At 61.6% G+C, this 13,346-nt stretch carries 14 protein-coding genes and 1 pseudogene; 5 read left to right on the top strand and 10 right to left on the bottom strand.

Translation table 11 applies throughout. The features are described from left to right. Positions 1-12: 12 nt before the first annotated feature. The gene (locus BM413_RS16255; protein ID WP_091914856.1) at positions 13-657 is read right to left on the bottom strand and encodes a TetR/AcrR family transcriptional regulator C-terminal domain-containing protein; all 645 of its coding nucleotides are present in this window, start codon (positions 655-657) and stop codon (positions 13-15) included. A gap of 303 nt (positions 658-960) precedes the next feature. Here BM413_RS16255 and BM413_RS16250 point away from each other — a divergent pair, with 303 nt between their 5' ends. Beyond that, entirely contained in the window at positions 961-2,019 is a 1,059-nt protein-coding gene (locus BM413_RS16250; RefSeq protein ID WP_091914854.1) for an SDR family oxidoreductase, read from the top strand. A 21-nt stretch (positions 2,020-2,040) separates the two neighbouring features. Here the strand turns inward: BM413_RS16250 and BM413_RS16245 are convergent, their stop codons facing one another. After that, a complete protein-coding gene (locus BM413_RS16245; RefSeq protein ID WP_091914852.1) occupies positions 2,041-3,963 on the bottom strand; it encodes a potassium transporter Kup in 1,923 nt (640 codons plus the stop codon). Between the two features lie 96 nt (positions 3,964-4,059). Beyond that, complete coding sequence (locus BM413_RS16240) at positions 4,060-4,800, bottom strand: pyridoxine 5'-phosphate synthase (RefSeq protein ID WP_091914850.1); 741 nt, start codon at positions 4,798-4,800, stop codon at positions 4,060-4,062. A gap of 122 nt (positions 4,801-4,922) precedes the next feature. Between BM413_RS16240 and BM413_RS16235 the strand changes: the two genes are divergently transcribed. Beyond that, on the top strand, positions 4,923-5,330 hold the full coding sequence (locus BM413_RS16235) for a SpoIIAA family protein (protein WP_091914848.1): 408 nt from the start codon (positions 4,923-4,925) through the stop codon (positions 5,328-5,330). Between the two features lie 71 nt (positions 5,331-5,401). Beyond that, on the top strand, positions 5,402-6,274 hold the full coding sequence (locus BM413_RS16230; RefSeq protein ID WP_091914846.1) for a hypothetical protein: 873 nt from the start codon (positions 5,402-5,404) through the stop codon (positions 6,272-6,274). Between the two features lie 9 nt (positions 6,275-6,283). Here the strand turns inward: BM413_RS16230 and BM413_RS16225 are convergent, their stop codons facing one another. The 5 genes from BM413_RS16225 to nthA all read right to left on the bottom strand — a co-directional run bounded on the left by BM413_RS16225 (position 6,284) and on the right by nthA (position 10,155). After that, positions 6,284-7,411 (bottom strand): ATP-dependent DNA helicase, encoded by a 1,128-nt coding sequence (locus BM413_RS16225; protein WP_091914844.1) that lies wholly within the window; start codon positions 7,409-7,411, stop codon positions 6,284-6,286. A gap of 60 nt (positions 7,412-7,471) precedes the next feature. Beyond that, on the bottom strand, positions 7,472-8,446 hold the full coding sequence (locus tag BM413_RS16220; protein WP_091914842.1) for a threo-3-hydroxy-L-aspartate ammonia-lyase: 975 nt from the start codon (positions 8,444-8,446) through the stop codon (positions 7,472-7,474). Between the two features lie 104 nt (positions 8,447-8,550). After that, the gene (locus BM413_RS16215) at positions 8,551-8,901 is read right to left on the bottom strand and encodes a nitrile hydratase accessory protein (protein ID WP_091914840.1); all 351 of its coding nucleotides are present in this window, start codon (positions 8,899-8,901) and stop codon (positions 8,551-8,553) included. Beyond that, positions 8,888-9,547, bottom strand: coding sequence for a nitrile hydratase subunit beta (gene nthB, locus BM413_RS16210; RefSeq protein ID WP_091914838.1), 660 nt, complete (start codon positions 9,545-9,547; stop codon positions 8,888-8,890). Before nthB ends, BM413_RS16215 begins: the two co-directional genes overlap by 14 nt. After that, positions 9,544-10,155 carry a nitrile hydratase subunit alpha gene (nthA, locus tag BM413_RS16205; protein WP_091914836.1) on the bottom strand — a complete coding sequence of 204 codons (612 nt, stop codon included), beginning with the start codon at positions 10,153-10,155 and terminating at the stop codon, positions 9,544-9,546. Before nthA ends, nthB begins: the two co-directional genes overlap by 4 nt. 96 nt (positions 10,156-10,251) lie before the next feature. Here nthA and BM413_RS16200 point away from each other — a divergent pair. Next, positions 10,252-11,534 (top strand): annotated as a pseudogene (locus BM413_RS16200) (SDR family oxidoreductase). Between the two features lie 3 nt (positions 11,535-11,537). Next, complete coding sequence (locus BM413_RS16195; protein WP_091914834.1) at positions 11,538-12,011, top strand: DUF2269 family protein; 474 nt, start codon at positions 11,538-11,540, stop codon at positions 12,009-12,011. A 2-nt stretch (positions 12,012-12,013) separates the two neighbouring features. Here BM413_RS16195 and BM413_RS16190 read toward each other — a convergent pair whose 3' ends face one another. Next, the gene (locus tag BM413_RS16190) at positions 12,014-12,610 is read right to left on the bottom strand and encodes a LysE family translocator (RefSeq protein WP_091914832.1); all 597 of its coding nucleotides are present in this window, start codon (positions 12,608-12,610) and stop codon (positions 12,014-12,016) included. A gap of 107 nt (positions 12,611-12,717) precedes the next feature. Next, positions 12,718-13,290, bottom strand: coding sequence for an acetolactate synthase small subunit (gene ilvN, locus BM413_RS16185; protein ID WP_091914830.1), 573 nt, complete (start codon positions 13,288-13,290; stop codon positions 12,718-12,720). Between the last annotated feature and the right edge of the window lie 56 nt (positions 13,291-13,346).

The raw sequence follows: 13,346 nt of genomic DNA, 5'->3' as shown, positions 1-13,346 counted from the left end.
TCAGGGGCCGGCTCAGGCCGCCCCGGTTTTTGCTCTGTAGAGAGCGAGAAACTGCCGCGTCGCCTCGGCCGCATCCCGGCCGATCTCCGCGTCAGTCAATTCCAGCCGGTCGCCGAGCAGCAACCGGATTTGCACGTCGCGCCCGACCAGACCGAAAAAGGTCCGGAAAGCCGTTTCGGTGTCGCTGAAGTCGAGCAGGCCCGCATCGCGACCAGCCTCCAGCAGCGGCTTCAGCCGCTCGCCGATCGCGATGCGCCCATTGTCGAGCACGATGGCGCCAAGATTGTCCTCGCCGGAGCCGGCATGAGAGATCGCGACCCGGTTCAGCGCAATCGAGGTCCGCGAGGAAATCACCGAAAGCCAGTTGGCGGCAAAACCCTCGAGACTGGCGCGCAGCGCTGTCGCATCGAGATGCTGGCGGTCGTAATTGCCGGCGCGCACCTTCGAGGCCTGCCACCGCACGGTGGCGGTCAAAAGGCCGTCGCGGTCACCGAACCATTTGTAGAGCGTTTCCTTGGAGCAGCTTGCTCGCCGTGCCACCGCGGTCATGGTCAGGCGGTCGCCCTCCTCGACCAGAAGGCGCAGGACAGCGTTCAGGACGTCTTTTTGACGTTCCGTCAGCTCTTCGCCGTCATTGGTTTCGAGGGCCGTTTCCACCAGTCCGCTTCCTGAAAGCCTGCTTATCGAAATAAAGCCGTACCGTACGTTACGGTTCGCAAGCCTTATGCCGAAGCTGCATTATTTTGGCAAGCGCGATTTCTGCAATCGGACCTTTTTCGGCAATTCGAATCCGCCAGCGAAGATGAGGCTGGAAACAATCCACCCTTGGCCGACAACGCGCCTGAGCGATAAGGGCCGTCTGTGAACTTCAACTCACAAATCATGTTCTTGTGGGCGCTCTAGTTCACAGCATCCTTTCCTTCCATATCCTTAGAAAGCACCGTCAATCTGGAGGAAATCATGTCATCTGCGAAGAAAGTTGCGCTCGTCGTCGGCGCCAAAGGCGTCATTGGCGGCAACCTCATCGATCATCTCATAGAGCTTGGCGATTGGGACATCATCGGATTGTCGCGGCGGGGCGGGGCGACGACGGATCGCCTGCGTCACATATCGGTCGACCTTCTGGACAAGGACGACGTAACGCAAAAACTCGCAGGGCTGAGCGACGTCACCCACATTTTCTACGCCGCCTATCAGGATCGCCCGACCTGGGCCGAACTCGTTGCGCCAAACCTGGCGATGCTTGTCAATGTCGTCGAGGCAATCGAACTGGTCGCCCCCAACCTTGCCCATGTCAGCCTCATGCAGGGCTACAAGGTCTATGGCGCGCATCTAGGGCCGTTCAAGACGCCGGCGCGCGAGACCGATGCCAACCATATGCCGCCCGAGTTCAATATCGACCAGCAGGCGTTTCTTGAGCAGCGCCAGCAGGGCAAGTCATGGAGCTGGTCGGCCCTGCGTCCCTCCGTCGTCGTCGGCTTCGGGCTTGGAAATCCGATGAACCTCGCAATGGTCATCGCGATCTATGCCGCGATGTCGAAGGAACTTGGCCTGCCACTGCGCTTTCCCGGCAAGCCCGGCGCCTATCACAGCCTGCTGGAAATGACGGATGCCGGCCTTCTGGCGCGGGCGACTGTCTGGGCGGCAACCGACCCGCGTTGCGCAAACCAGGCCTTCAACATCAACAACGGCGACCTTTTCCGCTGGAGCGAGATGTGGCCGAAGATCGCGCGGTTCTTCGATCTCGAAGTCGCGCCGCCCCTGCCGATGTCGCTCAACACCATCATGGCCGACAAGGAGCCGCTGTGGACCGCCATGGTGGAGAAGCACGGGCTTGCGCCGCACGCCTACCAGGATGTCTCCGCATGGGGCTTCGGCGATTTCGTTTTCTCGTGGGATTACGACTTCTTCGCCGACGGCACCAAGGCACGACGCCTCGGTTTTCACGAATTCGTCGACACCGAAGCCATGTTCATGAGCGTCTTCGAAGACTTCCGCCGGCGCAGGATCATCCCGTAACCGGAGGCGAAGCCCCTCGCCTCAGACAGCCACCTGCGTGCCGATTTCCACCACGCGGCCGGTCGGTATCTGGAAATATTCGGTCGCGTCGGCAGCGCTGCGTGCCAGCCCGATGAACAGCCGGTCCTGCCATAGCGGCATGCCGGAATTGGGCGAGGCCTTCAGCGAGCGCCGCGACAGGAAGAACGATGTTTCCATGATGTCGAACTTCCAGCCCTGTTGGCGGCAGATCACCAGCGCCTTCGGGATATTCGGATGCTCCATATAGCCGAAGGTCAGCGACACCCGCATGAACAGGTCGTTGATCTTCTCCATCTTCACCCGCTCGCTTTTGGGCACGAAGGGTTGCGGAGCGGTCACGACCGACAGGATAACGTTGTTCTCGTGCAGCACCTTGTAGTGCTTGAGGCTGTGCATCATCGCGGTCGGCGCGCTTTGCGGGTCGCTGGTCAGGAACACGGCCGTTCCAGGCACCAGCCTGGGCTGCTTCTTCGCGAGATTCTCCGCCAGGAAGTCCAGCGGCACCTCGTTCTTGCGGGTCTTTTCAAACAGCATGTTGCTGCCGCGCACCCAGGTGGACATGACGAGGATCACCACGAATGCAACCACGAGCGATGCCCAGCCGCCGTCGAGGACCTTGACGATGTTGGAAACGAAGAAGCCGACATCGATCAGCCCGAACAGCGCCGTCAGCGCAACCGCCAGGCCGAGCGGCCATTTCCAGATACGCTTCATCACCACGAACAGCAGCGTCGTCGTCACCAGCATATTACCTGTGACGGAAATGCCGTAGGCAGCCGCCAGATCGCTCGACTGCTGGAAGCCGACGACCAGCAGCATCACGCAGATCGCCAGAAACGCGTTGACGCGCGGCATGTAGATCTGGCCGAGCTGCGTCTCGGAGGTGTGCTGGATTTCGAGGCGCGGCAGCATGTTGAGCTGTACAGCCTGCCGTGTCAGCGAGTAGGCGCCGGAGATCACCGCCTGGCTGGCAATGACCGTGGCAGCCGTCGCCAGCACCACCATCGGCACCAGCGCCCAGCCCGTGTTCATCTCGAAGAACGGGTGACCGATCCTGCCTTCATTGGCCAGGACATAGGCGCCCTGCCCGAAATAATTCAGCAATAGGCAGGGAAACACGATCCAGAGCCAGGCGAGAACAATCGGCTTGCGGCCGAAATGGCCGAGATCGGCATACAGTGCCTCGGCGCCCGTCACGGCGAGAAAAATCGCGCCGATGGTTACGAAGGACACACTCGGCGAATCCGCCAGGAAATCGACAATGTAGATGGGGTTCAGCGCGTAGAGGATCGTCGGCGCATCGGCAATATGGATCAATCCGGAAATGCCGATGGCAATAAACCAAAGCAGCGTGATCGGGCCGAACACCGTGGCCACACGGCCGGTGCCGAAGCGCTGGACGGAAAACAGTATCGCCAGGATCAGCAGTGTCAGCGGCACGACATAGGGGTCGAAGGCCGGCGTCACCACCTCCATGCCTTCAACCGCTGAAAGAACCGAGATCGCCGGCGTTATCACCGCGTCGCCGAAGAACAGCGCCGCACCGGCCATGCCAAGGGCGAGAACGATCCTGGAGCGCTTCTTCAGCACAGCTTGCACCAATGCCATCAGGGAGAGCGTTCCGCCCTCGCCCCTGTTATCGGCCCTGAGCACAAAAATGATGTATTTTACGGTGACGATGATCGTCAGCGCCCAGACGATGAGCGAGAGCACACCCAGAACGGCCTCTTCGGAAGCTATCGGCCCACGGCTGGCGGACGCGACAAGCGCCTCGCGAAAAGCATAGATCGGGCTCGTCCCGATATCGCCATAAACGACGCCAAGGGCGCCGAGCATGAGAATACCGGCATTTTGCGAGTGTTCGCTCGCGGGCGCTGCTTGCTGTATAGGGTCTGCCTCAGTACCAAGGTTGGTATGGGCCATGCATGACACTCCGATGAGGCGGCGGTCATCTACTCCTGCTGCAGCGCAATAGCAACAGTCGCACCGCGACAGCTCGCCGCAGCGAGGATTGCGAGCCTACCACCCGCAAGCCTTTAGAAAACGCCGCGTCGTCTCGGCCATACCATATTCCAAAGCATCCGCCGTCAAGCCGTGCCCGATCGATACTTCCGCAAGGCCGGGAATCCGTTTGGCCAGCGCCGGCAGGTTGGCAACGACCAGATCATGCCCTGCATTGACGGCAAGCCCGGCGGCAATCGCTGCATCGGCCGTTTTCCCGAGCTTTTCCAACTCCTTGCGCGCTTTTTCGGAATCGGAATGGCAACTGCCATAAGGCCCCGTGTAGAGCTCGATGCGATCGGCTCCGGTATCGCGCGCAGCCGAAACCTGCGACGGGTCGGGATCGGAAAACAGCGAGACGCGAAATCCGCCCTTCTTCAATCTCCTGACGATCGGTGTCAGAAATGTTGATCGCTCGGCGAAGTTCCAGCCGTGATCCGATGTCGCCTGCGCAGGGTCGTCTGGCACCAAAGTCACCTGATCCGGCTGATGCTTTTCCACAAGAAGCAGGAAATCCTCGGTCGGATATCCTTCGATATTGAATTCCGCCTGCGGAAACTCGTCATCTATCAGCGCCCTGATCTCCGGCAGATCGGACAGGCGCGTGTGGCGTTCGTCCGGCCGCGGATGCACCGTCAGGCCATGCGCGCCGGCAGCAAGGGCGGCCCGTCCCAGCCCGGTCACACTCGGCCACGGCAGATCGCGGCGATTGCGCAGCATGGCGATGGCGTTGAGGTTGACGGAGAGTTTTGCGGGCATGTCGGCAGCCTTGTTCCTGAAGGGGACAGCCGTTCTATAGCGCGTCCTGAGGGAACAGACAGTGCCCTTTATGTGTTCCAGTCTGACAAGATTGGAATGTTTGACACCAGGAGGTTGCCGCCATGCTAAATCCACTGGATTCCATGCCGGCGGTTCGGCGCATCGAGACGAACCGGGACGACGCATACGCCTTCGAGATTACCGGACATATCTCGGCGGCTGACGTCGAGAATTTCTACGGCCTTCTGGAAGGCGCCTACGCCCTGCACGATCGCATCGATCTGCTGGTGAAGATGGTGGACAATGACGGCGTAGACTGGAGCCAGATTTCGCCAGATACCACGTCGGAAGGCCGCGATATTGCTTCAAAACATATTCGCCGCTGCGCAACGGTCGGCAAATCCAGCGGCGCGCGGTATCTGGAGCGGTTTTTCAAGCCACCTTCCCCGGTCGAAACACGGCATTTTGATACCGAAGAAGAAATGGAAGCCTGGGCCTGGCTGGGTGCGTCGCCCACGAACTCGGAGTGACGCCGGGCGGACGTTGGGTTAAGTAGCGCGGTCACATTCCCGTCACGGCCCCGCGCCACACAGCCGCCATCATGCCGAACATTCGCATCATCGATTCGATCTCCGATCCGGGCTCCCCTTCGCGCCCCAATGAAGACGCCGCCGGCGGCAACGCCAGTTGCGCCTTCGTCATCGACGGCGCAACGGGCCTGGGCGGCAAGAGCATCGTTGGGCTGAACGGTTCCGATGCGGCATGGCTTGCCCAGTTCGCGAAAGATTCGTTCGAAGAGATGGTGCGCAATGGTCGCGCGATGAGCGACATCGTGCACGAGTTCAACGCCTGCGCGGCCAATGTCGTCCAGGAAGCCGCCAACGCGCTGCCGATCGAGCCGTGGAACCTGCCTATCGCCGGCTTTCAGATGGTACGCGTCGAGGAAGGTGGGGTGGTCACGCATGGGCTTGGCGACTGCCGCCTGTTCCTGCTCGGTGCAGACGGTGCGGAATTCGACACCAGCGCGATCAAGGGCGGCTTTGCCGATGAGCGCGACGGCGCGCGGCTGGCAATCGCCCATACCGGCGGTTTTTCGGCGCATCAGGCGCTGGCCGACGATCCGCTCGTGCGCGACGAGTTGCGCAAGCGCCGAGCCGCATACAACCAGTCGGACGCCGGCGTCTGGACCTTGGGAACGGAGCCCGCAGCAGCAAAACATCTGGCTACGGAACCACTCCACCTCGGTCTGCCCGCCTCCGGGCTTTTGTGCAGCGACGGCTTCGCTGCACTCTGCGACCAATATGGACGCTATAGCGTCGGCGAGTTCGTAAAGGCGGCCCGCGATATTGGTCTGTCGGCCCTGCTGGAAGAATTGCGCCGCATCGAGCGCGTCGAAGATCCCGACGGCCACAAATTCCCGCGCTTCAAGATGAGCGACGACGCTACTGCGGTTCTGTTCGAAATCGTCGAATGAAGCAGGCGGCTAACGCACAACCGTCAGCCGCTGCGCAGCGCGTGTGATCGCCGTGTAAAGCCAGCGCTGGCGCGTGTCCTTGAAGGCAAAGCTCTCGTCGAACAGCACGATGTCGTCCCACTGCGAGCCTTGCGCCTTGTGGACCGTCAGCGCATAGCCATAGTCGAAATCGTCAAAACGCTTCTTCTGCTGCCAAGGGACTTCGGCGTCCGGGTCTTCGAACACAGACTTCAGAAGCTTGATCTTGGCCACCCCGCGATCAGGATCGTCCTCCTCCGGCGAGACCAGCAGGTTGATGCCGGGTTTCACCGTTTCGCGCGACGAGGTCATCACCTTCCACAGCGAGCCGTTGAGCAGCCCCTTGGAGGGGTCGTTGCGCAGGCAGACGAGCTTGTCGCCAGCCTGCGGATAGCTGGCGGTAAAGCCTTTCAGCTCGCGCAGGCGGTGATTGTAGCGCTTGCGCGTGCGGTTTGTGCCGACCAGCACCTGATCGGCCGCCAGCACCAGTTCCTGCGTCACCTGTTCCTTGCCGATGACCTGCGCGGTACCATAGTCGCCGCGCATGAACTCACGGCCCTCGCGCACGTCGAGCGCCAGCCTGAGGATCGGATTGTCGCGCGCCTGACGATGGATTTCGGTAAGCAGGAAATCTGGCTCGTGCTCGGTGAAGAAGCCACCGCCGGAAATCGGCGGCAACTGGCCGGGATCGCCCAGAACGAGGATCGGCGTGCCGAAGGAAAGCAGGTCGCGGCCCAGTTCCTCGTCGACCATCGAGCATTCGTCGATGATGACCAGCTTGGCCTTGGAGATCGGGCTCTGGCGGTTGAGCGAAAATGTCGGCGACATCGAAGTCTTGCCGGTCGCCTCGTCCGACACCGCTTCCTCGCCCTTCGGGCGATAGATCAGCGAATGGATGGTGCGGGCATTGGTTGCGCCCTTCGAGCGCAGCACCTGCGCGGCCTTGCCGGTGAAGGCGGCGAACTGCACCTGCCCATCGACATGTTCGGCGAAATAGCGCGCCAGTGTCGTCTTGCCGGTTCCGGCATAGCCGAACAGGCGAAAAACCTGCGGTTTTCCGGTCTTCAGCCAGCGCGCCACCGCCTGCAGCGCATCATCCTGTTGCGGAGAGAATTCCATGGTTTCGACAGACAGGATTCGCGCCCGAAGGGCAAGACGCAATCGACGTTCCGGCTTTGATCACGCTTGCGCGCCGTCGGAAATCAAGGCCGCAAACCGGCCGAGATCGACATTGCCGCCACTGATGATGACACCGACCCGCATTCCCCTGACCTTGTCGGGCGCGTTGCGTGCAGCCGCAAAACCGAGGCAACCGGTCGGCTCGACCACCATCTTCATCCGCTCGGCGAAAAACCGCATGCAGTCGACAAGATGGGCATCCGAAGCCGTCAGGATATCGCCGACATCGCGCCGGATAATGTCGAAGGTCAGCTTTCCAAGCGACGGTGTTTGCGCGCCATCCGCGATGGTCCGGGGCGTGCCGATGCTGACGATATGCCCGGCCCGGAAAGATTGCTGGCCGTCATTGCCTGCTTCCGGCTCGACGCCATAGACCTTGCATTGGGGCGACAGCGCCTTCGCCGACAGTGCGCTGCCGGCCAGAAGCCCCCCGCCTCCGAGGCAGACGAACAAAGCATCGAGTTCGCCCACTTCCTCGAAAAGCTCCTTCGCCGCCGTTCCCTGCCCGGCAATGATATCGGCATGGTCGTAGGGCGGAATGAGCGTCGCCCCGGTCTCCTCCTGCAACCGGCGTCCGATTTCGTCGCGATCTTCACTGTAGCGGTCATAGGAGACGATCTTGCCGCCATAGCCCTTCGTCGCGTCGCGCTTCGCGGCAGGCGCGTCATCCGGCATGATGATGGTTGCGGCGATGCCGAGAAGCTTGGCCGACAGGGCAATGGCCTGCGCGTGGTTGCCGGAGGAAAATGTCAGGACGCCCGCCTTCTTCTGAGCGTCGGTGAAGCGCGACAGCGCATTGAACGCACCGCGAAACTTGAAGGCCCCCATGCGCTGCAGGTTCTCTGCCTTGAAGAACAGTTTCGCACCCATCTCCCCGTCGATCGTGCTGGAGGTAAGAACCGGCGTCTTGTGTGCCTCACCTTCGATGCGGCGAGCGGCAGCGAGAACATCTTCATATGTCGGGAGAGCTTGCATGGAGCGGTCTTTCTTAGAGCAATTCAAGTGAAGCGGTTTTCCGTTCGGAATTGCGTAAAAACAAATACTTAAAGCGGAAATTGTTTGGTCGAAGTTCTGAAAGATCACCCGCCGTGCAGCGGGTCGTTCTCCAGCGCGATCGGCTTGCCGTGCGGCGTCGCGTGGGCCGCGCGCTGCCACGCGGCCGCAAGCTGGTCGACATCCCGCGGCGGCGCAACACCTTTTGCGGCAAGCAGCTTTTCCAGGGCGGCCAGCCAATGCGCATAATAATCATGGCCGTCTTCGGCAGCGCCGGGTTGCTTCACCTCTGCCGATAGCGCTTCGGCCCATTCGCTCCACGAAAACAGCCCCCGCTCATGCAGTGCGACAACCATGGCAAAGGCTTCAGCCTGCCACGGTTCGGCAAAGACCGGCGCATCGGCGGATAATCCGGGCAACGTCTCACGCCGGTTCAAGATAGCTCTCCCAGGCATCGATGCTGACGGTCAGCGTCGGGTCGGCGCCCTCGCCCCAGATTTCGCGGCCATCGAAGACGACGGTGTAGACCCATTGCGGGTTCTCGCCCTTGCCGTGCGCATTGCTGTCGGGAAAGACAAACCCGTCGCGCACCGCCTCGACCGTGCCGAGCTTTCCGCGCGCATAGCGCGGCAGCCGCGTGTGGCCTTGCGGGTTGAAATTCTTCGTCCGCACTGTGTCGCCGGCGGCAAAGCGCGGCGCGGCAGCAACCGGCCTGTCGCAAGGCCCGCCCTTGGCCAGCACCGCAGCGGTGTTTTCCGCCTTCAGCACCCGCTTCGGCGTGGTCCCGTCGCTGAGGGCCTTGCCCCGAGCGAGTTCGTTCGCGGTCACGAAACCATGGCGCTCAAGCAGCACCTCTAGCGCCTTGGTCCAGATTTCGTAGTAGCTCGACGAATAGTAGTCAGCCGGGTGCAGGCTCTCGCGTGCATGCCGGCTTTCGTCGATGTTCCAGTGGCCCATCGCACCCGCAGTCAGCGTCACGCCCAGCGCGCGCTTTTCCCATTCGGCGTGGAAGAGCGGCTCGTCCTTTTCGGGCGCGACCGGCCCGAAACCCATCTGCCCGCCAAGGTCCTGCGGCCCGTTCATGCGGCTTGCCCGGCAAGCCCGGTGCCGATCATCGAATCCCGCGTCACCAGTTCAGCGAGTTGTTCTTCGCTCCAGCCTTCAGTGCCTGTGGGCCGCTCCGGCACCACCAGATAGCGAAGCTCCGCGGTCGAATCCCAGACGCGAATTTTCGTTTCCGCAGGCAGAGTTACGCCGAATTCCGCAAGCACGCCGCGCGGGTCGATCACCGCCTTGCTGCGATAAGGCGGCGACTTGTACCAGACTGGCGGCAGGCCTAGCACCGACCACGGATAGCAGGAACACAGCGTACAGACGACGAGGTTGTGCGTTTCCGGCGTGTTGAACACCGCCTGCATGTGCTCACCCTGCCGACCGGTGAAGCCAAGTGAGGCGATGGCGGCAGTAGCATCGCTTTTCAGCCACTCGGCAAAGGCAGGATCACTCCACGCCTTCGCCACCACTTTCGCGCCGTTGCGCGGACCGACCTTGGTCTCATAGGTCTCGACGATCACGTCGATCGCCGCCGGATCGATCAGCCCTTTCTGGGTCAGGATCGTCTCCAGCGCCCGCACCCGTGCGGCCATCGGATCGAGTTCGTTGTCGTGGTGATGGTCGTGATCGTGTGACATGCGCGAAACCTAAGCCCGACCTGCCCGGTCGGCAAGCGCATCGACTTGGGCCAGCCGTTGTTTGTACGCAACCCAGCCACCGGCTATCGTCGAGCAATGCGGGTCTTGATTCTAGGCGGCAGCGGCTTCGTCGGTTCGGCAGTTGCGAAACTGCTGTCGGATCGCTGCAATTCCGTTACCGCTCTTGCCCGCGATGTTTCCCAGCCGAAACGTCGAATGCCGCAGATTGACTGGATATCGACCGACATCGCCAAGCTGCTCACCCCGGAAGCCTGGCTGCCACTGCTGAAAGATATCGATGCAGTGGTGAACTGCGCCGGCGCCTTGCAAGACAGCGCCCGAGACAATGTGGCAGCCGTTCAATATGACGCCATGCGGGCGCTCTACGAGGCTGCGGCCCGCTTGAACATAAAGCTCATCGTCCAGATCTCGGCACGGCCTACGGCAACGCTGCCGACCTTCCATTCCTGTCCACCAAGCAAGCCGCCGACAAAGCACTGAAAGCCTGCGGCGCTCCCTTCGTCGTGTTGAAGCCAGCCGTAATCATAGGCAGAACCGCATACGGCGGCTCGGCGCTGCTGAGGGCTTTGGCGGCGTTTCCGCTTGTAACGCCGCTGGTTCACGCAGACGCTCAAATGCAGTTTGCAGCGCTTGACGACGTGACTGCTGCCGTCGCGGACGCTCTGGCAGGCCGCATCGAGCCCGGCAGCGATCTCGACCTTGCCGCGCCGGAAACGCTTTCCCTTTCCGAAGCTGTCGCCATCCATCGCCGGTGGCTGGGGCTACCTCCGGCCCCCTTCATCGCCGTACCCGCGTTTGCCGCCCGCGCCGTCGCTTCAGTCGCCGACCTGCTTGGCAGGCTGGGCTGGCGATCGCCCCTGCGCTCGACGGCGCTCGATGTGGCCGCCGCAGGCGTGTCGGGACATCCAGCCTTGCCTGACCGGCAACTGAAATCCCTTTCCGAAACCCTTGCGGACATGCCGGCAGGCGTCCAGGAGCTGTGGTTCGCCCGGCTCTATCTGCTCAAGCCGGTCATCTTCGGCACGCTGAGCCTATTCTGGATAGTGTCCGGCGCGATCGCGCTGCTCCGCTTCGCAGCCTCGACGCAACATTTGGTGGACGCCGGTGCTTCACTCACCTTTGCCTCCGCCCTGACGCTTATCACCAGCGTCGCCGACATCGCGCTTGGACTTGGCGTCATTGTCCGCCGCTATTCCGGTACAGCACTCAAAGGCATGATCTCTTTGTCGCTAGCCTACCTTACAGCAGCCACGTTTCTGACGCCGGTTTTGTGGGTCGACCCGCTCGGGCCTTTGGTCAAGGTTTTGCCATCCATCGCGTTGGCACTGGTGGCGCTCGCAATACTGGACGAGCGCTGAGCCATGGAAGAGCTTCTGCGCCTCATCCATGTCCTCGGCGCCACCGTGCTGTTCGGCACCGGCGCCGGCATCGCCTTCTTTATGGTCATGGCGCACCGCACCCGCAACCCGGCAATCATCGCCCATGTCGGCGGGACCGTCGTGCTGGCTGATACGATCTTCACCGCAACCGCCGTCATCCTCCAGCCCATCACCGGCGCGTGGCTGGCGCATGAGATCGGCTGGTCGCTCAGTGAAGGCTGGATCGCGCTTTCCCTTATGCTCTATGTCGTCACGGGCCTGTTCTGGCTGCCGGTCGTCTATATCCAGATACTGCTGCGCAATCTGGCGCGAAAAGCAGCGACCGACGGCACCGAACTGCCCGCACGCTATTTCCGCCTCTACCGGATCTGGTTCGCTTGCGGGTTTCCAGCATTCTTCAGCGTGCTCGCCATTTTCTGGCTGATGCTGACGAAACCGGCGATCGATCTGTTCTGACGCTATTTCAGCATCGGCCACAGCGTCGCGGCCAGCAACACGCCCATGGCGATGTTGAACCATTTCAGCCGCACCGGATCGGACAGGAAGCCGCGCAGCGCCATGCCGAACCCGGCCCAGGACGAGACGCTAGGCAGATTGACCAGTGCGAAAGCGACGGAAATCAGCAGCACCGACAGGAACGGTGCTGCCGGATTCGTATAGACCGCCATGGCGGTGATCGCCATCACCCAGGCCTTGGGATTGACCCATTGAAACGCCGAGGCCTCAAAGAAGGTCATCGGCCGCGCCTGCGCCTCGCCGGACTTGCCCATCGAGCGCGACATGGCGATCTTCCAGGCGAGATAAAGCAGGTACGCACCGCCTGCGATCTTCAGCACGGTGTGCAGCGCCGGAAAAGCCGTCAGCACCGCACCAAGCCCGAAACCGACGCCGAGCAGCAGCGACAGGAAACCCATGCCGATGCCCAGCATATGCGGGATCGTGCGCACGAAGCCGAAATTCACGCCCGATGCCAGCAGCATGAAGTTGTTCGGCCCCGGCGTGATCGAGGTCACGAAGGCATAGACGAGAAGGGCCAGGAAAGCTTCCGAGGACATCGTTCACCGAATATAAGTCAGTAATATTGACCTTCTTAGCACGATCCGCCTCTTCACATCCGGCTGATCATTTGGTCCAGCCGGAGCCCTTTTTTGAGACGACTTGCCTACATCCCCTGTGGGCCGCGGTTCATAGCTGCCACGCCGGTGCGGCAGACTTCCACCAGCCCGAGCGGCTTCATGATGGCGATGAACTGCTCGATCTTCGACACCTTGCCGGTGATCTCGAAGATGAAATGTTCGGTGTTGGCGTCAATCACGTTGGCGCGGAAAGCCTCGGCAAGGCGCAGCGCCTCGACGCGATGGTCACCCGTTCCCGCAACCTTGACCAGCGCCAGTTCCCGCTCCATCGGCCGGTCCTGGCCCAGTTCGCCGGCCAACACGGTAAGGTCGACCACGCGATGCACCGGCACGATGCGCTCGAGCTGATGCTTGATCTGCTCCAGCACATGCGGTGTGCCACGCGTCACGATGGTGATGCGCGACAGGTGCTTTTCGTGCTCGGTCTCTGAAACCGTAAGGCTTTCGATGTTATAGCCCCGCCCCGAAAACAGGCCGATGACACGGGCAAGCACGCCCGGCTCGTTGTCGACCAGCACCGACAGCGTGTGGTTTTCCGGGCGCTCGGTTTCCTTGGCGATGAAATAGGCGGAGCCGGTTGGTTGTAGCTGTGCGTTCATTGTTGAATCTCGTTCTCAAAATTCTTGGCTATTGCTTTGTTTCCGCACGGCCTTTG

The organism is Mesorhizobium sp. YR577 (assembly GCF_900116595.1).
Taxonomy (GTDB): domain Bacteria; phylum Pseudomonadota; class Alphaproteobacteria; order Rhizobiales; family Rhizobiaceae; genus Mesorhizobium_M.
The sequence above is the reverse complement of the archived record's forward strand: the minus strand, read 5'-3'. Positions and strand labels throughout refer to the sequence as shown.

Excerpts from the sequence above, each read along its gene's own strand:
- BM413_RS16250 (WP_091914854.1), top strand. The coding sequence starts at position 961 with ATGTCATCTGCGAAGAAAGTTGCGCTCGTCGTCGGCGCCAAAGGCGTC.
- BM413_RS16245 (WP_091914852.1), bottom strand. The coding sequence starts at position 3,963 with ATGGCCCATACCAACCTTGGTACTGAGGCAGACCCTATACAGCAAGCA.
- BM413_RS16240 (WP_091914850.1), bottom strand. The coding sequence starts at position 4,800 with ATGCCCGCAAAACTCTCCGTCAACCTCAACGCCATCGCCATGCTGCGC.
- BM413_RS16235 (WP_091914848.1), top strand. The coding sequence starts at position 4,923 with ATGCTAAATCCACTGGATTCCATGCCGGCGGTTCGGCGCATCGAGACG.
- BM413_RS16230 (WP_091914846.1), top strand. The coding sequence starts at position 5,402 with ATGCCGAACATTCGCATCATCGATTCGATCTCCGATCCGGGCTCCCCT.
- BM413_RS16225 (WP_091914844.1), bottom strand. The coding sequence starts at position 7,411 with ATGGAATTCTCTCCGCAACAGGATGATGCGCTGCAGGCGGTGGCGCGC.
- BM413_RS16220 (WP_091914842.1), bottom strand. The coding sequence starts at position 8,446 with ATGCAAGCTCTCCCGACATATGAAGATGTTCTCGCTGCCGCTCGCCGC.
- nthB (WP_091914838.1), bottom strand. The coding sequence starts at position 9,547 with ATGAACGGGCCGCAGGACCTTGGCGGGCAGATGGGTTTCGGGCCGGTC.
- nthA (WP_091914836.1), bottom strand. The coding sequence starts at position 10,155 with ATGTCACACGATCACGACCATCACCACGACAACGAACTCGATCCGATG.
- BM413_RS16195 (WP_091914834.1), top strand. The coding sequence starts at position 11,538 with ATGGAAGAGCTTCTGCGCCTCATCCATGTCCTCGGCGCCACCGTGCTG.
- BM413_RS16190 (WP_091914832.1), bottom strand. The coding sequence starts at position 12,610 with ATGTCCTCGGAAGCTTTCCTGGCCCTTCTCGTCTATGCCTTCGTGACC.
- ilvN (WP_091914830.1), bottom strand. The coding sequence starts at position 13,290 with ATGAACGCACAGCTACAACCAACCGGCTCCGCCTATTTCATCGCCAAG.